Source organism: Streptosporangium sp. NBC_01469, assembly GCF_036227305.1.
GTDB lineage: Bacteria > Actinomycetota > Actinomycetes > Streptosporangiales > Streptosporangiaceae > Streptosporangium.
The window spans coordinates 6597690-6619019 of the sequence record NZ_CP109465.1 but is presented as its reverse complement, the minus strand read 5'-3'; the positions used below and the strand labels follow the sequence as shown (position 1 = coordinate 6619019).

The 21330-nt window shown below is 72.3% G+C and carries 16 protein-coding genes; 4 read left to right on the top strand and 12 right to left on the bottom strand.

From position 1 onward, the window contains the following. The first annotated feature begins 76 nt into the window (after positions 1–76). The 4 genes from OG587_RS28965 to OG587_RS28950 all read left to right on the top strand — a co-directional run bounded on the left by OG587_RS28965 (position 77) and on the right by OG587_RS28950 (position 5367). Positions 77–676, top strand: coding sequence for a TetR/AcrR family transcriptional regulator (locus tag OG587_RS28965; RefSeq protein WP_329080683.1), 600 nt, complete (start codon positions 77–79; stop codon positions 674–676). A 252-nt stretch (positions 677–928) separates the two neighbouring features. Continuing rightward, the gene (locus tag OG587_RS28960) at positions 929–3715 is read left to right on the top strand and encodes a helix-turn-helix transcriptional regulator (protein WP_329080681.1); all 2787 of its coding nucleotides are present in this window, start codon (positions 929–931) and stop codon (positions 3713–3715) included. Between the two features lie 87 nt (positions 3716–3802). Further along, complete coding sequence (locus OG587_RS28955; protein WP_329080679.1) at positions 3803–4351, top strand: allene oxide cyclase barrel-like domain-containing protein; 549 nt, start codon at positions 3803–3805, stop codon at positions 4349–4351. Between the two features lie 17 nt (positions 4352–4368). After that, positions 4369–5367 carry an aldo/keto reductase gene (locus OG587_RS28950; protein WP_329080677.1) on the top strand — a complete coding sequence of 333 codons (999 nt, stop codon included), beginning with the start codon at positions 4369–4371 and terminating at the stop codon, positions 5365–5367. Positions 5368–5460: 93 nt separating this feature from the next. Here the strand turns inward: OG587_RS28950 and OG587_RS28945 are convergent, their stop codons facing one another. The 12 genes from OG587_RS28945 to OG587_RS28890 all read right to left on the bottom strand — a co-directional run bounded on the left by OG587_RS28945 (position 5461) and on the right by OG587_RS28890 (position 21317). Further along, on the bottom strand, positions 5461–5679 hold the full coding sequence (locus OG587_RS28945) for a ferredoxin (RefSeq protein WP_329080675.1): 219 nt from the start codon (positions 5677–5679) through the stop codon (positions 5461–5463). A 13-nt stretch (positions 5680–5692) separates the two neighbouring features. Continuing rightward, complete coding sequence (locus OG587_RS28940; RefSeq protein ID WP_329080674.1) at positions 5693–6931, bottom strand: cytochrome P450; 1239 nt, start codon at positions 6929–6931, stop codon at positions 5693–5695. Between the two features lie 61 nt (positions 6932–6992). Next, positions 6993–8174, bottom strand: a complete 1182-nt coding sequence (locus OG587_RS28935) for an acyltransferase family protein (protein WP_329080672.1) — start codon at positions 8172–8174, stop codon at positions 6993–6995. A 57-nt stretch (positions 8175–8231) separates the two neighbouring features. Further along, complete coding sequence (locus OG587_RS28930; RefSeq protein WP_329080671.1) at positions 8232–8438, bottom strand: ferredoxin; 207 nt, start codon at positions 8436–8438, stop codon at positions 8232–8234. Between the two features lie 6 nt (positions 8439–8444). After that, positions 8445–9632, bottom strand: coding sequence for a cytochrome P450 (locus tag OG587_RS28925; RefSeq protein WP_329080669.1), 1188 nt, complete (start codon positions 9630–9632; stop codon positions 8445–8447). A gap of 92 nt (positions 9633–9724) precedes the next feature. After that, positions 9725–11386: an ABC transporter ATP-binding protein gene (locus OG587_RS28920; protein WP_329080667.1), complete on the bottom strand. Its 1662-nt coding sequence runs from the start codon at positions 11384–11386 to the stop codon at positions 9725–9727. 113 nt (positions 11387–11499) lie between these two features. Beyond that, the gene (locus tag OG587_RS28915; RefSeq protein ID WP_329080665.1) at positions 11500–12300 is read right to left on the bottom strand and encodes an ABC transporter permease; all 801 of its coding nucleotides are present in this window, start codon (positions 12298–12300) and stop codon (positions 11500–11502) included. 2 nt (positions 12301–12302) lie between these two features. Next, the gene (locus OG587_RS28910) at positions 12303–13301 is read right to left on the bottom strand and encodes an ABC transporter permease (protein WP_329080664.1); all 999 of its coding nucleotides are present in this window, start codon (positions 13299–13301) and stop codon (positions 12303–12305) included. After that, positions 13286–14944, bottom strand: coding sequence for an ABC transporter substrate-binding protein (locus OG587_RS28905; protein WP_329080662.1), 1659 nt, complete (start codon positions 14942–14944; stop codon positions 13286–13288). The genes OG587_RS28910 and OG587_RS28905 overlap by 16 nt, the downstream gene beginning before the upstream one ends. Before the next feature lie 172 nt (positions 14945–15116). Continuing rightward, entirely contained in the window at positions 15117–16103 is a 987-nt protein-coding gene (locus OG587_RS28900) for an LLM class flavin-dependent oxidoreductase (RefSeq protein ID WP_329080660.1), read from the bottom strand. Between the two features lie 76 nt (positions 16104–16179). Then, positions 16180–18135: an HAD-IIIC family phosphatase gene (locus OG587_RS28895; protein ID WP_329080659.1), complete on the bottom strand. Its 1956-nt coding sequence runs from the start codon at positions 18133–18135 to the stop codon at positions 16180–16182. After that, positions 18132–21317: a type I polyketide synthase gene (locus OG587_RS28890; protein ID WP_329080657.1), complete on the bottom strand. Its 3186-nt coding sequence runs from the start codon at positions 21315–21317 to the stop codon at positions 18132–18134. The genes OG587_RS28895 and OG587_RS28890 overlap by 4 nt, the downstream gene beginning before the upstream one ends. Positions 21318–21330 lie beyond the last annotated feature (13 nt).

The following is a 21330-nucleotide window of genomic DNA, read 5'->3' as shown; positions in this document are numbered from 1 at the left end:
CTATACTGAGGAAGTCTCAGCTTGGATGAGGAAGAGTCAAGCTGAGGGCGCCTCAGTATGTCAAGCGGGAGGTTCGATGACGACCGGCACGCCCCACATCGCCCAACGCCCCAGACGGGCCGACGGCCGGCGCAACTACGACGCGATCCTGGCCGCGGCCCGCAAGGCGTTCGAGGCCGACGGCTCCGAGGCGTCGCTGGAGAACATCGCCGCCCAGGCCGGCGTGGCGATCGGCACGCTGTACCGGCACTTCCCCGCCCGCGCCTCACTGGTGGAGGCCGCCACCAGGGACGGGCTGGCCGACCTCGTCGCCCACGCCGAGCGGCTGGCCTCCTCCCCCGACCCGCTGCGGGCGCTGTCGGAGTGGATGGAGCAGGCCGTACGGCACTTCAGCACCTTCCGCGGACTGGTCGGCATCCTCGCGCAGAGCATGTACGACGAGGGAACCCCCTCGCACGCCATGTGCAACGCGATGCATCACGGCGGCGCGGACCTGCTTCGCGCCGCGCAGGCCGCCGGCCTGGTACGCGCCGACCTGACCCCCGACGAGCTGTTCGACATCCTCAGCGGTGCCGCCTGGGTGCGCGAGCAGTCCCTGCCGTCCGGCAGGGACGGCAGCCCTCGCCTTCTCCGCCTCGTCCTGGAAGGGATCACCACGCGCGATCGGGAACCCTGAACGGGCCGGACCGGCTCGCCCGTCCTCCGGCGGTGGGCGACCGGCCCCCCGCACGGTCCTCCATCGATGGGTGGTGATAAAAACCAACTAATTTGGTAGGCTTATAGTGGTTTTCGTCAGCGCCGGACCGGGGGGCCGACACCCGAACCTCGCAGTCCGTCACCACCGGAAACGCCGGCCCACACGCACAAGGGAGCGCGATCAGGGCCACCCGTCGTTTTTCCTTCACGAACGCCTGGGGTCTTCACAGACATGAGTTCGTACGAAGAGAGCCTCCCCGACGCCACATCGGTCGCCGTGGTACGCACAGCCGAACTGGACAGACTGCAGCACCTGACCTGGCAGCCTGGAAGCGAAGGGCGTCTCATCGCCGTGTTCGGCGAACCGGGGGCCGGCAAGACGCACCTGCTCTCCGCGCTCGTGCGGGACCGGCAGTGGACCGTCCTGCCCGCCGCCGTCTACCGCTGCTCGCGCAGCGACCGGGAGGGCACGATGAACACCGTCAGAAAGATGCTGCGGCGGGCCCGGTTGTCCTCCGAGCGTCACCGGGAGCCGCCGGGGGTGACCGGCCTGTCACGGCACCGGCGGCAGCCGGACCGCGAGCTGGTGGTGATCGAGGACGCCCACCTCGCCGACGAGCGGACCATTCACGAGCTGGCCGGGATCGCCGAAGGCGCCTCCCCGCCGCTGGTGGACGTGGTCGTGTCGCTGCGTCCCCGGCAGACGCCCGAGGCGTTGACCGAGGCCGTCTCCCTCGGCGCGGCCTTCGGCCGCACCGCGCGCATCGAGCTGGCATCGCTCAGCGACGAGCAGATGCTCGCCATGACGCCCGTCCCTCCTCCGTACGATCTCCGCCGTCGCAGCCGCGGTAACCCGTTCAACCTGCGCGCCCTGCAGTCCCTCGATCACAGCGCGCGGTCCGGAAGTGACACCGCCGTCGCCCCGTTCGAGTTCACCGTGCTCACCGAGGTCCGGGGCCTCACACTGAACGAGCGCTACGTGCTGAACGCCGCGGCGATCCTGCGCTCGCGGTTCGACGTCGAGTTGCTCGCCGAGGTCGCCGAACTGGACGGGCTGGTGGTCTCCGCCGCCGTACGCGGACTGGTCCGGCGCGACCTGGTGCGGGTCGAGCCGGTCGGCGCGCTGTTCTCCGTCCGGGACGAGGTCTTCGGCACGCTGCTGCGCAGGACGATCGACCCCTGCTGGGCCACCCGCGCCCACCAGCGCGCCCTGCGCCTGCTCTCCGCCCGCGGCCAGGTCGGCACACAGCTCGGCTTTCACCTGGTCAGCTCGCTGTCACGGGTCCGCGCGAGCGAGCTGGCGCGGATCGTGGACGCCTCCTACGAGATAATGGAGACGGACGTCGCGGAGTGCGTCTCCTGGCTCACACCGGTGATCGCCGAGGCACCCGTCTCCAGCGAGATCGGGATGCGCGCCCGGCTGGCACTGAGCACGGCCTTCGGGCGGATCGGGCGGATGACCGAGAGCCGGGACCTGCTCTTCCTGGTGCACGAGTCCGGCGGCTCGGTGGACCCGCTCGTGCTGGCCGGGCAGGTCGCCTCCGTGTCGATGGTCGAGGCCGTGCTCAGCCAGGACGTGCAGACCCTCGGCCTGCTCAACGAGTATCTCGCCCGGCCGGACCTGCGACGCTCACCGCTCTGGCCGCGTCTGGTGTTCGCGCGGGGCTTCCGCACGACCATGCTCGGCCGGATACCGGGGAGGGCCGAGACCGAGCGGGCCCTCCAGGCGGCCCGCGCCGGTCGCGACGACCTCACCGCCGCCGGCCTGCTCGGTCTCCGGGCGCTGGAGGCGACCTTCTCCGGCGAGGTGGAGCGGGCGCTGGCCGACGCGACCGACGCGGGCGAGATGCTGGACCGCGCTCCGGAGCACCTGGTGGCGCGCCACCTGGAGGGCCTGTTCGTGGTCGTCCTCGCCCACCTCTACCTGGGCCGCTACGTGGACGCCCAGCGGCAGGTACGACGGGGCGTCGACGTCGCCCGCCACTGCCAGCGGATCTTCCTGCTCCCGGCGCTGCTGGTCCTGCTCAGTGAGTCCGAGCGCCACCTCGGACAGCTCGAACAGGCACGCGAGGCCGCCAACGCCGCCATCATCGAGTCCGGCCCGGACAACTCCCTCCGGCACACCCAGGCGGTCGCGCTCAAGTCCGCGGCCGAGGTCTGGATGCAGCCGGTGGGCAGCGGGAGGGCCAGGTCCCTCGCGCAGCAGGCACTGGCCCGGCAGTCACCGTCGCAGGCCAACGTCAACGGAAGCGCCTCGATCGCCGCGCTGACCCTCGCCAGATGCGCGTGGCTCGACGGCGACCCCGCGCACTGCGTCGCCCTCCTGCTCAACGAGGGCAAGGGAGCCGACCTGCTGACCGTCCCCGTGGCCTACCGGAACACCGTCTGGGAGATGCTGTGCGCCGCCGGGATGGACGCCGGCATGCCTCTGGACGGCTGGGTGCGAAGAAGCCAGGAACACGCCCGCGCCGTTCCGATGCCGCACAACCTCGCCTACGCGGACCTCACCCGGGGGCACCTCTGCCGCGTGCGGGGTTCGCTCGCCGAGGCGGCGCAGTGCTACCACGACGCGGCCGATCGTTTCGCGTCGGTGGGAATGGGGATCGAGCAGTGCTACGCGCTGGGGCAGGCGGCACGCGTACTCGGCGAACTCGGCCAGGCCGACCGGTCGTCCCGCACGGCCAGGCTCGCCGCCGAGATGGCACACCGGTCGGGGGCGGTGACCATGCTCGACTGGCTCGGCAGGCAGGTGACCGTACCGGTTCCCGCGGAGCTCGAACCGGAGACCGGACCCGTGGAGATGTTCGGCCGGCTCACGCACCGCGAGCGTGAGATCGCACTGCTCATCTGCACGGGCATGAAGCGCCGCGAGATCGCCGACCGGCTCACCATCAGCATGCGGACCGTCGACGTTCACCTGACCCGGATCTATCGGAAGACCGGGGTGAGCTCCCGGATGGAACTCGCCCTGGCGACACGGCGGAAAGCGGCCGCCCACGACTACGCCGCACGCTTTTAGGACCACTTGAGTTGTTCTTCCTAATGTCGGTTCCTGCGAGCCTCCGCGATCCGGACGGCGGCTCGGGATGCCGCCCAGGAGGCGATCATGGATTTCCGCGTGCTGTCCGCTCGGATCTCACCGGTGCTCGACACGGTGAGCTCCTGGGCGCTGCCGTTCGTCGCGGCCCCGCCGGAAACTACCTCGGAAAGGGTCGGCGCCCTCGGCCGGCCGGGCCGGTCGCTGATCCTGCGCGATCTCATCGAGAAAGTGGTCGAATACCACTCGAGTAATCCCGACCCCACCGGGACGACCCCCACCGAGAAGGATTTCGCCACCGTGAGGCTCGAGATATTCGGCTCGGACGGCGAGCCGCTCGGCCACACCAGGGGTGCGGGCCGCATGCTCTACAGGCAGGAGCACGACGGGCATTTCATCGCCTACTTCGGGGAGGAGATCCGGCTGCGCGACGGCAACGTCATCCGGTCCGGCGGCCTGGTCGACGACGCCCGGCTGACCGCAGGCGAGGCCGCCACCTTCCCCGCGGTCGTCGTCGAGGGCCCGTTGCGCGGCGCCATCGGGTTCCGCCAGTTCCGGCCACTGGTCAAGGACGCCCACGACACCTACGAGTCGTCGATCGTCGTCTACCTCCGGTAACGGGACGGAGAGCGGAGATGACCTTGACACGACTCCCCACGCGCAGGATCGGCTCCCTGACCGTGGGCGCGCAGGGCCTCGGCTGCCTCGGCATGTCGGAGTTCTACGGCGCCACGGTGGAGGCCGAGTCGATCGCGACCATCCGGCGCGCCCTCGATCTCGGGGCGACACTGCTGGACACCGCCGACGTCTACGGCCACGGCGCCGGCGAGGAACTGGTCGGCAAGGCCGTCGCCGGGCGGCGGGAGACGGCGATCGTGGCGACCAAGTTCGGCGTGGTGCGTCCCGGCCCGGGGGTCGGCGCCTCCGTCCGGGGGGACGCCCGCTACGTCCGGCAGAGCTGCGAGGCCTCGCTGCGGCGGCTCGGCGTCGACCACATCGACCTGTTCTACCTCACGCGCGTCGACACCGAGGTCGGCGTCGAGGAGACCGTCGGCGCGATGGCCGAGCTGGCCGCCGCCGGGAAGATCCGTGAGATCGGGTTGTGCGAGGCCGGCCCCGACACCATCCGGCGCGCCCACGCGGTGGCCCCGATCGCCGCGCTGCAGACCGAATGGTCACTGTGGTCGCGGGACATCGAGCACCGGATCGTCGCGGCGTGCCGGGAGCTTGGCGTCGCGCTGGTGCCGTACTCCCCGCTGGGCCGGGGCTTCCTCAGCGGTGCCATCCGTTCCCCGGAGCAGCTGGAGGAGGGCGACTTCCGGCGTTTCGGGCTGCCCCGGTTCGCCCCGGACAATCTGCCGCGCAACCTCGCCCTGGCCGACCGTCTCGTCAAGCTCGCCGGCGAGCTGCGGGTCACGGCGGCGCAACTGGCGCTGGCGTGGTTGCACCACCGAGGTCCGGACGTGATCCCCATCCCGGGAACGAGGCGCCGCGCTCACCTGGAGGAGAACGTCGACGCCGCCTTCCTGAGCCTCACCCCGGCCGACCTGGCCGCCATAGAGGCGGCCGTGCCCTCGGACGAGGTGTACGGGGAGCGCTGGAACGAGCAGAGCATGCGGTTCGTCGACCGCTGAGACGGCCGGTGGGCCGGTGGAACGCGGTGCCGCGCTCCACCGGCCCACCGGCCCACCGGCCCTTTGGCCCTTTGGTCCGCGCCGATCCCGCGGTCAACCGCTCGGTACCCGCTCGGTGGCCGCGGGCGCGACGGCGATCGCGCGGGACGGGCAGAGGTCCTCGGCCGTCTCCACGGCCTCCCGGGCGTCCTCGCCCGGATCCGCGTCGAGGACGACGACCAGGCCGTCCTCTCCGTGGTCGAACACCGTGGGCGCGCTGATCGCGCAGTGGCCGGCGGCCATGCAGCGACGCCGGTCGGCGGTCACCTTCATCGTGTCTCTCCTCTCACCACTCGACGGGCAGGGTGTGGACACCTTGCATCGTGCCTCCGCTGCGCGTGGGCAGCCTGTCCAGCGGCACGGCGAGCCGCAGCTCCGGGATCCGGTCGAAAAGGACGGCGAACGCCACCTCCAGTTCCATCCGCGCCAGGTTCTGGCCGAGGCACTGGTGGATGCCGAACCCGAACGTGAGGTGATGGCGGCCGGAGGCGGCGTTGTGCCCGTCGGCGCGACGGACGTCGAACCTGTACGGGTCGGGGAAGACCGCGGGGTCGCGGTTGGCCATCGAGGAGGACACCAGGACTCCCTCGCCGGCCCGGATGACATGTCCGTCGATCTCGATGTCCTCGGTCGCCAGCCGCACTCCCGAGACATCCGTCACCGACACCATGCGCAGCAACTCGTCCACCGCGGCGGGCAGCACGCCCGGATCGGCGCGCAGCGCCGCCAGCTGGTCCGGGTGCTCCAGCAGGGTGACCACCCCGAGCGCGATCATCTGGGACGTCGTGTCGTGCCCTCCGATCAGCAGCGCCAGCGCGATGCGCACCAGATCCTCCCTGGTCAGGTCGCCGTCCTCGTCGACCTGACCCACCAGCCGGCTCAGCACCCCCTCTCCGCCGGGCTCACGTTCCTTCACGGTGATCAGCCTGTCCAGGTAGTCCCAGAGCGCCTGGCCCGCCGCCTCGGCGTCCTGCGCGCTCTTGGCCTGCAGCAGCCCAACCGTCATGGCCTCGAAGAACGCGTGGTCGTCGTACGGCACACCGAGCAGCTCCGAGATCACCATGGACGGGATCGGCAGCGCGTAGTCCTCGATCAACTCCGCGGGCGGCCCCTTGCGGAGTATGCCGTCCACCAGCTTCCCGGCGAGTTCCTCGACGCTCCCGCGCAGGGCGCGCACCTGCTTGAGACTGAAATCGGGGGCGAGCAGGCGGCGGTGGACGTCGTGCACGGGCGGGTCGAACCCGATGATCGCGATGGGCTTGAAGATGGGGGCGTCCAGCCGGGGCAGGACCGCGGGAAAGTCGTCGCGGGAACGGTCGGCCGACATGCGCGGGTCGGCGAGCAGTCGCCGTGCCTGCGCGTGCCCGGTCACCATCCAGATGGACTTTCCGTCCCACAGCCGTACCCGGTGCAGTGTTCCCCGCTCCCCCAGGTCCTGGTAGCCGGAGGACGGCTGCCAGGGACAGCTCCGGTCCTGGGGGTAGGCGAAGAGCCGCTCGTCCTCGGCCGGGATGGGAGTGTTCACGATGTGGTGCCTCCTGTCGTCTCGTTTCCGCTCGTCTCCGTGTGGGCGTGAGAGGGGATGGTCAGCTCGCCGGTTCGGGTGAAGGTGAAGGGGTGTCCGGCTGTAGCGCGCCGGCGACCGGCCGGGGCGGGGGGCCAGGGCGGGGGCGGGCCCACGCGCGCATGGCGGGTTCCTCGACGAGGCGGTTCAGCGCCCACGCCACCACCGTCGTGACCCCGAACAGGACCGTGATGACGCCGAGGGCGGCCGGAGCGTCCCATGTCCGGCCGGCGCCGATCGCGATGTGCCCGAAATGCAGGACCAGGAAGTGCGCCAGGTAGGACGCGTACGAGATCCCGCCCAGCCACTGCAGGGTCCGGCCGCGGAACGGCGTGGGCGCGCCCCGCTCGTCCGCGGCGGCCACGGCCGCGATCAGCAGGGCCAGTGGCAGGGCGATCGTCGCGGTGAGCCCGTAGACGCTCGGCCACAGGTACGCCTGCAGGGCGAATCCGGCCGCCAGGACCAGTAGCGCCCGGCCCACGCCCAGCGGGATCCACCGGCCCGTCAGCACGATGCGGGCCATGATGATGCCGAGGACGAAGTCCAGCGCCCGGATCGGCGGGAAGGAGACCAGGAACCAGTTCTGCACGAACGACATGTCCTGGCCGGGCAGCCGGGGCGTCCCGGGCAGGGCGAGGAGGGCGACGGCGGGCAGCAGCGCGATCACGGCGGCGACGGCGCCGGCCGCCCACCACAGCCGCCGGACGGGGATCCTGCGGACGAGCGCGTGCAGGAAGGGGAAGGCCAGGTAGAAGAGCAGGTCGCAGGCGAGGGACCAGGTGACGACGTTGATCGTGATGACCACGTCCATCTGGGGGAGCCAGGTGTGCACGAGCAGCAGGCTCGGCAGCAGCTTGGGCAGGTCCACGGCCTGGCCCGCCCACACGGCCAGGCCGAGCGCGGCCAGCCAGGTCACCACGTGGACCGGGTAGACCTTGACCAGGCGCCGGCGCCAGAAGCCCGTCCTGGACTGCCCCTCCCGCGCCGACCAGGTCAGCACGAACCCGCTCAGCACGAAGAAGAACTCCACCCCGAGCCAGCCCGAGGCGAAGGCGAAGGTCTGCAGGGAGGCGGCGGTCTCCTGGTGGAAGAAACCCAGGACGCAGGCGTGGCACACGAACACCAGGAACGCCGCCACGAATCTCATCCCGGTCAACGAGGGAAGCCGCACGGCCTCCCGCGACGAGTGCGTCGAGTGCGTCATATTTTCTGCTTTCTCCGGACGGCCTCCGTGCGGGGCCGGTCCGGACCTGTGGGAAGGTCAGCCCTCCGGTGGTTTCTCGCTGATCCGGATGGCCTGTGCCGGGCAGAGGAAGGCGGCCCTGCGGACCAGCGCCTCCTCCTCCGGCGCGGGCGACGGGGTGAGCACGACGACCAGGCCGTCATCGTCCTGGTCGAAGACGTCGGAGGTGGCGGCCATGCAGCGCCCGCCGCTGATGCAGCGCTCCCGATCCGCCCGCACCCACATCCGGCGTCACCACTCGACCGGCAGCTGCAGCACCCGCTGCACGGTGCCCGCGCCGAGGATGGGCAGTTCGTCCACGGGCACGGCCAGCCGCAGCCCCGGGATCCGGGTCAGCAGCTGGTGCAGGGCGATCTCCAGTTCGAGCCGGGCCAGGTTCTGGCCGAGGCACTGGTGGATGCCGAACCCGAAGGTGAGGTGATGGGTGTCCTCGCGCAGGACGTCGAACTCGTGGGCCCGCAGGTGCACCTGATCGTCCCGGTTGGCCAGCGTGCCCGAGACGAGCACCCCCTCCCCCTCCCGGATGAGGTGACCCGCGATCTCGATGTCCCCCTTCGCGACGCGGGTCGCGACGAGGTCCGTGGTCGCGATGTAGCGCAGGAGTTCCTCGATCGCGCCGGGCAGGCGGGCGGGGTCCTCCCGCACCCGCGCCAGCTGGTCCGGGTGCTCCAGCAGCGTGATGATGCCCAGCGCGAGGGACGAGGAGGTCGTCTCGTGGGCGGCGATCAGGAGCACCAGCGCGATCGAGACCAGTTCGTCGTGTCCGACGTCGCCGGGGATGACCCGCTCCCGCACCAGCGTGCCGAGCAGGCCGTCGGTGGGTTCCTTGATCTGCGCGGCAACCAGCCGGTCGATGTAGTCGACCAGGTCCTGGGCCGCCGTCGCCGACTCCTCCTCGGTGCCCAGCATCACCTTGCCGCTGGCGTCCTGGAAGAAGTCGTGGTCCTCGTACGGGACGCCGAGATGGCGGCAGATCACCAGGGACGGGAGCGGCACCGCGAGCATCGGCACCAGGTCGGCGGGAGAGCCGTGGTCGATGATCGCGTCGATGTACCCGGACACGATGTCCTCGAGCTGGGGGCGCATCCCGCGGACCGTCCTGAGGCTGAAATGCGGGTTGAGATAGCGCCGGTAGGTGTCGTGAACGGGCGGGTCCATGGCGATGAGCGCCAGGTTGCGGGCGATCTGCGAGCGGAACCTGGGCGCGACGATGGGGAACCCGGGATGGGTGCGTTGCGAGGACAGGTTGGGGTGGGTCAGGATCTCCCGCGACTCCCGGTACCCCGTCACCATCCACGCCTCGCGGCCGTCGAAGAGCGTCACCTTGAGCACCGGTCCCCGCTCACCGATCTCCTGGTATCCGGGCGGCGGCTCGTAGGGACATGTGCGTTTCTGCGGATACGGCGGAGCTTCCGTCATTTCCATCCTTCGGCCAGACAAGAAAGGAACGGCGCCATTGCCGTGCGACGACAACGACATTAGGCAGGAACGAAATATGGGGCAAGGCCGGTTCAGCGAGGTTTAAGAATTGCTTGTGCGTCGGCCGGACCAGCCCGATGGAGCTGGGGAACCGCGTCCAGAAGGGCCTTTGTGTATTGGTGCTCCGGGGCTTCGAATACCTTTCTCGTGTCGCCGTACTCGACCACTCTCCCGTCTTTCATCACCACCACTTCGTGACTGATCCGGCGGACGACGCCCAGGTCGTGGGAAATGAATACGTAGGCCACGCCGAGCCTTTCCTGGACGTCGGCCAGGACGTCGAGCACCTGCGCCTGGATCACCGCGTCCAGGGCCGAGACCGGTTCGTCGCAGATGATGACGTCCGGTCGCGGGGCGAGCGCCCGCGCGATGGCGAGGCGCTGCCGCTGGCCTCCGGACAGCTCCCGTGCCCGCCGGCCGAGCACCTCCTCGTCGAGGCCGACGTGCTCCAGCAGCTCCGCCACCCGCCGCGCGCGTTCGGCGGCGGGGACGCGCTCGGCGCGCAGCGGCTCCTCGAGGAGCCGTCGCGCGGTGTACCGGGGATCGAAGGAGGCCAGCGGGTGCTGGTAGATCATCTGAATCCGGCGGCGGGCCGTCCGCCGCTCGGGGCCGCGCAGCTCGGTCCAGGGCCGCCCGTTCACCTCGACCCGGCCGGCGTCCGGCGCGACCAGTCCCAGCAGCAGTCGGCCCACGGTCGTCTTGCCCGACCCCGACTCGCCGACGATCCCGAGCGTCTCACCGGCCCGTACCTCGACCGACACCTCGTCCACCGCGGTGAACGCGCCCCTGCCCGGCAGCCGGTACCTCTTGACCAGCCCGTCGGCGCGCAGCACCACCCGTCCGGGACCGGGGTCCGGTCCGGCGGGCGCGGCGCCCCGCGCGGGCCCGCGTCCCTGCCCGAGCGCGGCGGCGACCAGGGTCCTGGTGTAGGGGTGGGACGGCGCCTGGAGCACCTGCCGCGCCGGGCCGTCCTCGACGAACCGCCCGTCCTTCATCACGTACACGTGGTCGGCGATCTCCGTGACGACACCGAGGTCGTGGCTGATGAGCAGGATCGCCGTGCCTTCGCCCGCCCGCTCGCGCAGCAGCCGGAGCACCTGCCGCTGCACCGTCGCGTCCAGCGCCGTCGTCGGCTCGTCGGCGATCAGCAGGTCCGGCCGCGCGGCCAGGGCCGAGGCGATCAGGGCGCGTTGCCGCAGCCCGCCCGACATCTCGTGCGAGTACTGCCGGGCCCGGCTCCCGGGCAGGGGGACGCCCACCGAGTCGAGCAGCCGTACGACCTCGTCGCCGATCTGTCCCGCGGGCACGATCCGGTGCTCGCGCAGGGGCTCGGCCACCTCGGCGCCGACGCGGCGCAGCGGGTCGAGGGAGCCCAGGGCGTCCTGCAGGACGAAGCCGATGCGCCGCCCTCGCAGCGCGCGCCAGCGGCGGCCCCGTACCCGGCGCAGGTCGAGCCCGCCGAACACGAGTTCCCCGGCCCGCACGTCGGCACCGTCGCCGGCCAGTCCCACCAGGCTGCGCGCCGTGACGCTCTTGCCGGAGCCGGACTCACCGACGATCGCCACCACCTGCCCGCGGTCGATCCGGAAGGACACGCCCCGCACCGCGTCGACGTGCCCGCGGCCCGTCGCGAAGGCGACGGTGAGGTCCCGGACGGAGAGCAGCTGCCTCGGGTTCCCGGGTACCGGGCTCATGTCCGTCTCCGCTCGATCCGCCGTCTCCGCCGCGTCCCCGGAAGCCGGGCCCATGTCCGCCCCCGTTCGGTCCACCGTCTCCACCGTCTCCGCCGCGTCCCCGGAGGCCGGGCTCATGTCCGCCCCCGCTCGATCCGCCGCTGCAGGTGCCCGCCGACGACGGTGACGGCCAGGACCGCGACGGTGATGGCGACCCCGGGGAACGCCGCCGGCCACCAGGCGATCGCGAGAAACTCCTGGCTGTCGGCCAGCATCGCGCCCCACTCCGCGGTCGGCGGCTGGGGGCCGAGGCCCACGAAGCTCAGCGAGGAGCCCGCCACGATCATCGCTCCCAGGGTCACCGTCGCCAGCACCATGACCGGGCCGAGCGCGTTGGGCAGGATGTGCCGCAGGACCACCTGGGCGCGCGACCAGCCGAACCCGTGGGCCGCCTCGACGTAGTGCGCTCCGCGCAGCCTGATCACCTCCGCGCGGGTCACCCGGGCGAAGCCCGGCAGGGAGATCACCGCCAGGCCCACACTGGCCGGGCCGCCGCCGGGTCCCAGGACCGCGACGACCAAAAACACCAGCAGCAGGCCCGGGACGGAGAGGATCACGTCGAGCGACCTGCTGAGCACCTGGTCCATGGCCCGGCCGAGCTGGGCGGCGGCGACCCCGACCAGGACGCCCGCGACCAGCGCCAGCCCGACCGCGCCGGCGCCTATCAGCAGGGAGGGGCCGGCTCCGTGCACGATCCTGGCGTACAGGTCCCGGCCGTTCTGGTCGGTGCCGAGCCAGTGCGCGCCGCTCGGCGGCTGCAGCGTCGCGTTCAGGTCCGCCGCGTCAGGGTCCGTCCCGGTGAACAGCGACGGGAAGAGCGCCATCACGGCCAGTAGCGCCAGCACGATCGCCCCGGGCCAGAAACTCTTGGCCATGGCTAGCTCCCCGCCTCTCGCGTCCTGGGGTCGATCATCCAGACGAGGATGTCGACCACGATGTTGACCAGCACGAACACGACCGCGGTGAGCAGCACGATCGCGATCACCACGGGCATGTCCTTGTTCTCCACCGCGAACAGCACCAGCCGGCCGATCCCCTGCCGGGAGAAGACGATCTCGATGATCACCGCGCCCCCGATGAGCGAGCCGGCGATCCAGCCCAGGAGCGTGGTGGCGGGCAGCAGCGCGTGCCGCAGCACGTGCCGCAGGCGCAGCGCGAGCTCGCCGATGCCCCGCGTGCGGGCGGTCACCACGAACGGCTCCTCCAGCGCGCGCAGCAGCCCGTCCCGCAGCACCCCCGTCATCACCGCGACCGGCCCGGCGGCCAGCGCGGCGGTCGGCAGCACGAGGCCGGAGAGGGAGGAGGACCCGATGGCCGGGAACCAGTGCAGGTTGAAGGAGAACACCGTGAGCAGCAGCAGTCCGAGCCAGAAGGGCGGCAGCGCCACCACCAGCGACTCGGCCGCGGAGAACGACGACCGCACCCACCACCGGCGGTTCGCGCTCACCACCGCGAGCAGGACGGAGGCGACCAGCGTGACCAGCAGGGTCGCCAGGACCAGCAGCAGGGTGTGGGGGAGCTGGGATCCGATCGCGTCCCACACCGGCCTGCGCAGCACGTACGACTCGCCGAACTCACCCTGCGCGATCCTGCCGAGGTAGGCCAGGTACTGCGTCGCGAGCGGGTCGTCGAGCCGGTAGTCGGCGATGATCCGGGCGCGCACCTCCGGGGTCACGGCGGACCTGGCGAGCAGCACGTCGGCGGTGCCGCCCGGCATCACCCGCAGCAGCAGGAACGTCGCCGTGACCGCTCCCCACAGCACGGCGGCCGAGGCGGCCACGCGCACCAGCACGAGACGCGCCGGGCCGGTGCGGCGGCGTGGAGGAGGGTCCACGGCCACCGCCTCGGCCACGGGCGCCTTCAGGACGCCAGCCATGCGCCGTACAGGTCGGGCGTGCCGTCGGCGTTGAAGCCGATCTCCCGGACGCCGTCGCGCACGGTCACCGTGGACAGGGGTGAGTAGACGGGCAGGACCGCGGCGTCCTCGGTGATGAGCTTCTGCACCTCGGCGTAGGCGCGGTGCTGCTCGGCCTGGTCCTTGGCGTCGAGCGCGCGCCGGAAACCGGCCTCCACCGCCGGGTTGTCGTAGCGTGCCATGTTGTTGCTGATCCCGCGCTCGGGCGTGGGGATGTTGTCCGCGCCGAACAGGACGCGCAGCACGTCCGGGCCGGGGGCGGTGAAGCTGGTGTCGATCAGTTCGTAGTCACCGGCCAGCAGGCGTTTGACGAAGGTCCCGCCGTCGAGGTTCTCCTCGACCAGTTCGACGCCGAGCTGCTTGGCCGCGGACTGGATCTGCGTGGCGAGGTTGGCCACGGATCCGTCGGACCACATGTGGCGCAGGGTCAGCCGCCTGCCGTCCTTCGTCCGGTATCCGGCCTCGTCGCGCCCGGTCCAACCGGCCTGGTCGAGCAGCCGCGCCGCGCCGGCCGGGTCGTGGGCGTACGCCTGGGCCAGCGAGCCGTCGTAGCCGGGCGTACTGGCCGAGAGCACGCCCTGGGCCCCCTTGTACACCCCGAAGTAGACGTTCTTCACGATCTGTCCCCAGTCGATGCCGGCGCGCAGCGCTCTGCGCACGTTCACGTCGCTGAGCGGGCCGTTCGCGGTGTTCGGCCAGTAGCTGTAGTTGATCCCGGGGTAGGGCGTCGAGTGCAGCGTGAACCCGGGCAGGTTCTTGACGGTGTTGAGGCTCGTCGGCGACAGCGCGGTGACCGCGTCGACCTGGCCGCTGGTGAGGGCGCCCAGCCGGGCCGCGTTGTCCGGCACGACCTTGACCTCGATCCGGTCCAGCCGCGCCTGGCCCTGGCGCCCCTCCGGCGCCGAGTTGTAGGAGGTGTTCCTGACGTAGTCGATGCCCTTCTGCGGCACGAACCCCGTGTCACTGCGGAACGGGCCGGTTCCGACGATCTTCGCGCACAGCGTGGAGGGGGAGCCCTTGAGCGTGCGGGGGGATTGGATGCCCAGGTTGGGCAGGGCCAGCGCGCCGAGGAATCCCGAGTCGGGCCGCTTGAGCCTGACCTCGACCGTGGAGGGGCCGGCGGCCTTGGCCGACCGGTAGGCCGCGAGCAGGCTGCCGGCGAGCAGCGACTTCGTCTTCGGGTCCACCACGTGGTCGAGGTTGTCGACCACCGCCTGGGCGTCGAACCTCTCCCCGTCGGTGAACGTCACGCCCTGGCGGAGTTCGAAGGTGTAGGCCAGCCGGTCCGGCGAGACCTTCCAGCTCGTGGCCAGCCAGGGACGGATGCTCCCCTGCGCGTCCTGGTGGACCAGCGAGTCCAGGATCGGCCGGGTGAGCGCACGGGCGGACTCGGTGGGGCTCTGGTGCGGGTCCAGGCACTCCGGTTCCTTCTCGACGGCCAGGCGCAGTGTGCCGCCGCTCCCGGGCTCCCCGCCGGCGCTCGCGCCCCCCGTCGTGGCGCCGTCCGCGCCGGCGGAGCATGCGGTGGCCAGTGCCAGCGTCAACGCGGCGGCCCCTGCCGTGGTGGCAGGCTTGCGTGACCGGGACCTCGTAGCAGCACCCATCCTCATCCTCATCGCTCAGACGTCGGCTCACCCCGGAGGCGGTTCTCCGGCTGGACACACAGTGCTCGGCGGTTCTAAAGCCGGACTGAACGCGGGTGAGGACAGGCGAGGACAGGTGAGGGCAGGCGAGGGCACTGCCGGCCGGTGCTGGGGCGCACCGGCCCGTGCGGACCTACAGGGATGAGACGATCTTGGCGAGCAACTCGTACGAGCGGATCCGGGCACCGTGGTCGGGCACCTGGGTGAGCACGAACAGCTCGTCGGCGCGGGTCTGCCGCAGCAGCCCGGCCAGGCGGGGGGTGATCCGGTCCGGGGAGCCGACGAACTGCGGGTCGATCCGCTCGCGCAGGAAGCGCTCCTCCTGCGGGGTGAACGTGTGCGCCGCCGTCTCCTCCTCGGTGGGGAGCACGGTGCCCGGGTCCACGGTGCGCATCAGGATCTGGCCGAACACGAAGGAGGCGGCCAGCCGGTACGCCCGCTCGTCGGTGTCGGCGGCGACGACGATCACCGCCACGCACGCGTGCGGTTCGGGCAGTTGCGGCGAGGGCCGGAAGGCCCGGCGGTAGGCGTCGAGCGCCTCGGGGGCGCCGCCCCCCACGATCGCGTGCGCGTAGACGTAGGGCAGGCCCAACCGGCCCGCGTAGGCGGCGCTGCCGGCGCTGGAGCCCACCATCCACAGCTCTGGCGGGATCGCCGGCTCCGGGATCGCCCGCACGCCGCCGCTGCCTCCGGCGAAGTACTCGCGCAGCTCGTTCAGCGCGTCGCCGAAGTCCAGCCGGCGCGGGTCGGCGATGCGGGCCGTGATCTCGCCCGAGCCGCCCGGGGCGCGCCCGAGTCCCAGGTCGACCCGGCCGGGGTAGAGACCGGCCAGGACCCCGAACTGCTCGGCGATCACCAGGGGCGAGTGGTTCGGCAGCAGCACCGCGCCCGAGCCGACCCGGATGCTGGAGGTCGCCTCCAGGATGGGCCCGGCGAGCACCGCCGGGCTCGACGCCGCCAGCGCCGGCGTGTTGTGGTGTTCGGCCACCCAGTAGCGCCGGTAACCGAGTGCCTCCACGGCCTTGGCCAGGTCGATCGAACGGCGCAGCGCGTCACCCGCCGTGTCGCCGCGCCAGACCGGCGCGGTGTCGTGCACCGAGACCGTGATTCCTTCGGGCAATGTCCTCTCCTTCATCCTGTTCGCGCACATGCGGAGGCTTCCTCACGTTATGTCCGCAAGTTAAATCGAGGATGCCTCAGCTTGTCAACGCCGATTCCGTGCCCCCGCCGCCCCCGCCGCCCCCGCCGCCCCCGCCGGGCCCCCGCCGGTCCGGCACCACCCGGCCCGCGACCTCCAGCGTGAGATGGCCCGGCACGCCGACGATCTCGCCGAGGTCGTGCTCGTACCGCGACCGCCGCGGCGTCGTCTCCGTCACGGTGAATCCGTAGTGCGGGTAGAAATCCGCCACCTTGGCGTTCTTCGCGCTCGCCACGTAGTGACCGCGCACCGCGGGAAAGCCCGCGGCGCGCGCCTGGTCGAGCACCGCGGCCAGGCACGCCTGCTCGATCCCCCGGGCGAACACCCGGCAGCTCAGCAGGAGGTTCTCGATCAGCAACCCGTCCGGCAGCGCCCGCAGGAAGACCGCTCCGACGATCCCGTTGCTCCCGAACCGGTCGGCCGCCGACAGCGTCAGCACCCGCGAGCCTGGCCGCTCCGCCCGCTCACGCACCGCCTCCGGGGACAGGCGTTCCGTGGTGAGGTTGAACTGGTTGGTGCGCAGGGTGATCTGCGACAGCCTCGCGACGTCGGCGCCGGTGGCGGGCGCCAGCCGTACGGACACCCCCAGCCCGCGCAGGAACTCCTCGGCCGACCCCGCCGCGGACAGGAACTCCGACCGCGCCGCCTCCTCGTGGTAGCGCCGCGTCCAAACGCGATCCTCCGTGGTCACCTGGTTCGTGGTGAACCAGCCGTCGGCCAGCAGCCGGGTCGCGTGCAGCGCCGGGTCGCCGTCCAGGTGGATCACCGCGGTCTCCGGCAGCTCCGCCGCGACCGCGGCGCATTCGTGGACGCTGTCGTCGGCGAACACCACGCTGTCCCCGCCGAGGTTCAGCTCCCGCACCAGGACGCGCAGGTTCGCCGGTTTCGGCTGCCAGTTGGCGAGGATCCGGACGAAGGCGTCCTCGCGCACCACCATGTCGGGGTGCTCCCGCAGCGCGGCGAGCACGGTGTCGTGGTCGTTCTTGCTCACCGCGGCCAGCAGGACGCCCTGCGACTGCAGCTGCGCCACCACACCCTGGAACCGGCGGAAGGCCTCCCCCCACCGGCCGTGGGCCACCTCGATGCCCTCCACCCCGTCGTCACCCAGGACACCGCCCCACAGCGTCTGGTCGAGGTCGACGGCCAGCACCTTCCTGGCGCGGCCCGTCCGGGCCCGCACCAGGTGGACCAGTTCGCGCGCGTACGCGCCGAGCAGGGCGTCCGACAGGTGCGCGCGGGCGTAGACCTCGAAACGCGGATCGGACAGCTCGACCGGCGTCGTCAGCAGCGGGTCGAGGTCCATCACCACGACCGCGTCCACCGACTCGCCGAACGCCAGCAACTCGGCGTTGGCCCGCCGCCAGACCGCGCCGAGCCGCGCCCTGGACGGGTAGTCCAGCAACTGCGCCTGCCACACCCGGGGCAGCGGGACGGTGTTGAGCACGAGCGTGCCGGACCCGCTCTCGCCGAACTGCGCCGCCAGCCGCCGCCACAGCGCCAGCTTCCCCTCCAGCACGCGCTCCACGTCGTCCACCGTGAACGGCACACCGACCTCGTCGAACACGGCCGCGTGGTCGAGCACGCAGACGGTCACGTCGGGCCGCCCGGCGTACAGCGCGCTGCCGGGATCACCGAGCTCGAACGCGTACGAGCCGAAGTCCGCGAGCCGGACGTCGGGCAGATACCCGTGGCGGGCCAGCTCGCCGGTGAGCGCGGTGCGCAGCGTGCCGAGCGTGCCGTACCCGGTGATGGTCACGCTCGCGAACGGGAGCCCGGGGTGGTGTCCGCGGGCGGCCTCCACGTCGACCCGGTCCAGCAGCCGCGCCGACCGGGCGGCGTCCTCCTCGTCCATCGCGGCCAGCAGTGCCGCGACCTCGTCGTAGCGCGCCGCGAGCGCCCCCTCGCGGTGCAGCGAGCGCAGGCACGCGCGCGCCTCGGCGCTTTTCATGGTCATCTCTTCTCCAGCAGTGCCGGCGCGTGCTCCGGGCCGAGCAGTTCCTCCAGCCGGAACGCGAGTTCGCGGGCGGTGCCGTGGTCGAGCACCAGCCCTACCCGCACGTCGACGCCGATCTCCCGGGAGAGCCGGGCGGCGATCTCCAGCGCGCCGAACGAGGTGATGCCGATCTGGGTCAGGTCGTCCGCCGGGTCGATCGTGCCGTGGGAGTGCCCGAGCGCGTCGGCCACCGCCGTCAGCACCAACGACGCCAGGAGGTCGTGGCGCTCGCCCTCGGGCAGGTCGAGCAGCGGCGAGGCGGCCGCACCTTCGAACGGCGTCACCGGGAGCCCGTACGGCGGCCGGTCCTGCCCGTGCCTTCTCGGCGGGATGAGCCAGTAGCGTTCGTGCCGGAACGGGTAGGTCGGCACGGTGGCCGGGTCGGCGGCCGATCCCTCGCCGAGCACCTTCTCCCAGTCGACCCGCACACCGCGCGCATGGGCCTGCGCGACGCCGCGCAGTACCGATCGGGCCTCCGCCGCGGGGTTCCGCACCAGCGGGATCGCCGCCGCGCCGTCTCGCTCCCCGGCCAGGCAGTCCGCGATCATGCCGGTCATCGTGGTGTCGGGCCCGATCTCGACGAAGGTGTCGACGCCGAGGCCCCGCAGGGTGAGCACGCCGTCGTGGAAGCGGACCGTGCCGCGCATCTGGGCGGCCCAGTAGTCCGGTGCGGCCAGTTCGTCCCTCGTCACCACCCGGCCCGTCCCGTTGGAGACCAGGATCGTCGCGGGTTCGCCGACGGCCAGTTCCGCCGCCGCCTCCACCAGCCGGGGCAGCGCGGGGTCCATGTGCGGCGAGTGGAAGGCCTGGCCGACCGCGAGCGCCTTCGTGCGCGCTCCCCGCGAGCGCCACCGGGCGGCCAGTTCCCGCACCGCGTCGGCGTCGCCGGAGACCACGGTCGACCGCGGCCCGTTGACCGCGGCCACGGACACCCGTCCGCCCAGGTCCGCAAGGGAGACCCGTACCTCCTCCTCGGTGGCCCGCAGCGACACCATGCCCCCGCCTTCCGGCGCCGACTGCATCGCCAGTGCCCGTACCACGACCAGGCGCGCGGCCTCGTCCAGTGAGAGCACCCCGGCGACGTGCGCCGCGGTGAGCTCGCCGATGGAGTGGCCGAGCAGCGCGTGGGCGACCAGGCCCAGGTGCTCGGCGAGCCGGCAGAGCGCGAGCTGGGTGGCGAACAGCGCGGGCTGGGCGAACTCGGTGCGCCGCAGCAGTCCTCCCAGCGGACCGTCGGCCGGGGCGGACACCACCTCGCCCAGGGGCGGGCCCTCGGCGTGGTGGAGTTTCCTGGCCCGGTCCAGCGCGGCGCAGGCGGTGTCGAACGCCTCGGCGTAGACCGGGAACCGTTCGTACAGCTCGCGTCCCATCCGCGCCCGCTGGGTCCCCTGGCCGCTGAACACGAACGCCACCTTCGGCGCCGGGCCCGCCGTGGCGATCGGGCTGGACGGCCCGGCGAGCGCGTCCAGCTCGCGGGCGAGTTCAGCGGCGCCGGAGCCGAGCGCCACCGCCCGGTACCTGAACTCCGACCGCCGCCCCACCAGGGTGCGGGCCACAGCGGCGGGATCGACCTCCGGCCCGGAGCGCAGGAGGTCACGCAGCCGGGCGGCCTGCGCGCGCACCGCCTCGGGCGTCTTCCCTGACAGGACCCAGGAAACGGCCACCGGCGCGTTCCCCGCCACCGCCCCGGAGCCCGGCGATCCCGCCCCGGAGTCCGAGGTTCCCGCTCCGGAGCCCGGCGATCCCGTCCCGGAGTCCGAGGTTCCCGTCCCGGCGTCCGGCGATCCCGTCCCGGCGTCCGGCGCCTCCTCGACGACGAGGTGCGCGTTGGTCCCGCTGATCCCGAACGAGGAGACGCCGGCCCGGCGCGGCCGGTCGCCGCGCGGCCAGGGGCGGGAGCGCTCCAGCGGCTCCACCCCGCCGCCGGCCCAGTCGACCAGCGCGGACCGGTCCGCCACGTGCAGCGTCGCCGGCAGCACGCCGTGCCGCAGCGCCTGCACCATCTTGATCACACCGGCGACCCCCGCGGCGGCCTGCGTGTGCCCCAGGTTCGACTTGACCGAACCGAGCCACAGCGGTCGCCGGCGGTCGGCGGCGCCGTAGGCCGCGATCAGGGCGCCCGCCTCGATCGGATCCCCGAGAGCGGTACCGGTCCCGTGCGCCTCGACCGCGTCCACGTCGGCCGGGGACAGCCCCGCGCCGCGCAGAGCCGCCTCGATCACCTTCTCCTGGGCGGTCCCGCTCGGTGCGGTGAGCCCGTTGCTGGCCCCGTCGGAGTTGATCGCCGAGCCGCGGATCACCGCCAGGACGGGGTGCCCGTTGCGCAGAGCGTCCCCGAGCCGCTCCAGCACCAGCACCCCCACGCCCTCGCCGAAGCCGGTGCCGTCGGCCGCGTCGGCGAACGCCTTGCAGCGGCCGTCCGCGGCGAGCCCACCCTGGAGGGCGAACTCCACGAAGACCCGGGGCGTGGCCATCACCGTCACCCCGCCGGCGAGCGCGAGGTCGCACTCGGACCGGCGCAGCGAGTCGGCGGCCAGGTGGATCGCCACGAGCGAGGACGAGCAGGCGGTGTCGACGCTGATCGCGGGCCCCTCGAAGCCCAGGGTGTACGCCACCCGCCCGGACGCCACACTCGCCGCGTTGCCTGTCATGAGGTACCCGTCGAGCTCGGGGGGCACGTCGTCGATCGCGGGCGCGTAGTCCTGGTAGATCACGCCGGTGAACACCCCGGTCCGGCTGCCCCGCAGCGACCGCGGGACGATCCCGGCGCGCTCCAGGGCCTCCCAGGAGACCTCCAGCAGCTGCCGGTGCTGCGGGTCCATCGCCACGGCCTCCCTGGGGGAGATCCCGAAGAAGGCGGCGTCGAATCCGGCCGCGTCGTCCAGGAAGCCGCCGGCCCTCGCCCGCTCCCGCAGGGCCGGGTCCCAGCCGCGGTCCTCCGGCGGCTCGCCGACGGTGTCGACACCGTCGGCGAGCACCCGCCACAGGTCCTCGGGCGAGCGCACCCCGCCCGGGTAGCGGCAGGCCATCGCGACCACGGCCACCGGGTCCGGGCTCGACAGGGCGGCCAGCTCCCTCTTCACCCGGGCGAGCTCGCCGGTCGTCCACCGGAGGTACTCGACCAGCTTCTTCTCGTCAGTCATGCCGTCCGCCGTC

What these genes read in the sequence shown, in the direction of transcription:
- OG587_RS28965 (WP_329080683.1), top strand. Translation starts at nt 77, where the DNA reads ATGACGACCGGCACGCCCCACATCGCCCAACGCCCCAGACGGGCCGAC.
- OG587_RS28960 (WP_329080681.1), top strand. Translation starts at nt 929, where the DNA reads ATGAGTTCGTACGAAGAGAGCCTCCCCGACGCCACATCGGTCGCCGTG.
- OG587_RS28955 (WP_329080679.1), top strand. Translation starts at nt 3,803, where the DNA reads ATGGATTTCCGCGTGCTGTCCGCTCGGATCTCACCGGTGCTCGACACG.
- OG587_RS28950 (WP_329080677.1), top strand. Translation starts at nt 4,369, where the DNA reads ATGACCTTGACACGACTCCCCACGCGCAGGATCGGCTCCCTGACCGTG.
- OG587_RS28945 (WP_329080675.1), bottom strand. Translation starts at nt 5,679, where the DNA reads ATGAAGGTGACCGCCGACCGGCGTCGCTGCATGGCCGCCGGCCACTGC.
- OG587_RS28935 (WP_329080672.1), bottom strand. Translation starts at nt 8,174, where the DNA reads ATGACGCACTCGACGCACTCGTCGCGGGAGGCCGTGCGGCTTCCCTCG.
- OG587_RS28930 (WP_329080671.1), bottom strand. Translation starts at nt 8,438, where the DNA reads ATGTGGGTGCGGGCGGATCGGGAGCGCTGCATCAGCGGCGGGCGCTGC.
- OG587_RS28925 (WP_329080669.1), bottom strand. Translation starts at nt 9,632, where the DNA reads ATGACGGAAGCTCCGCCGTATCCGCAGAAACGCACATGTCCCTACGAG.
- OG587_RS28920 (WP_329080667.1), bottom strand. Translation starts at nt 11,386, where the DNA reads ATGAGCCCGGTACCCGGGAACCCGAGGCAGCTGCTCTCCGTCCGGGAC.
- OG587_RS28915 (WP_329080665.1), bottom strand. Translation starts at nt 12,300, where the DNA reads ATGGCCAAGAGTTTCTGGCCCGGGGCGATCGTGCTGGCGCTACTGGCC.
- OG587_RS28910 (WP_329080664.1), bottom strand. Translation starts at nt 13,301, where the DNA reads ATGGCTGGCGTCCTGAAGGCGCCCGTGGCCGAGGCGGTGGCCGTGGAC.
- OG587_RS28905 (WP_329080662.1), bottom strand. Translation starts at nt 14,944, where the DNA reads ATGGGTGCTGCTACGAGGTCCCGGTCACGCAAGCCTGCCACCACGGCA.
- OG587_RS28895 (WP_329080659.1), bottom strand. Translation starts at nt 18,135, where the DNA reads ATGACCATGAAAAGCGCCGAGGCGCGCGCGTGCCTGCGCTCGCTGCAC.
- OG587_RS28890 (WP_329080657.1), bottom strand. Translation starts at nt 21,317, where the DNA reads ATGACTGACGAGAAGAAGCTGGTCGAGTACCTCCGGTGGACGACCGGC.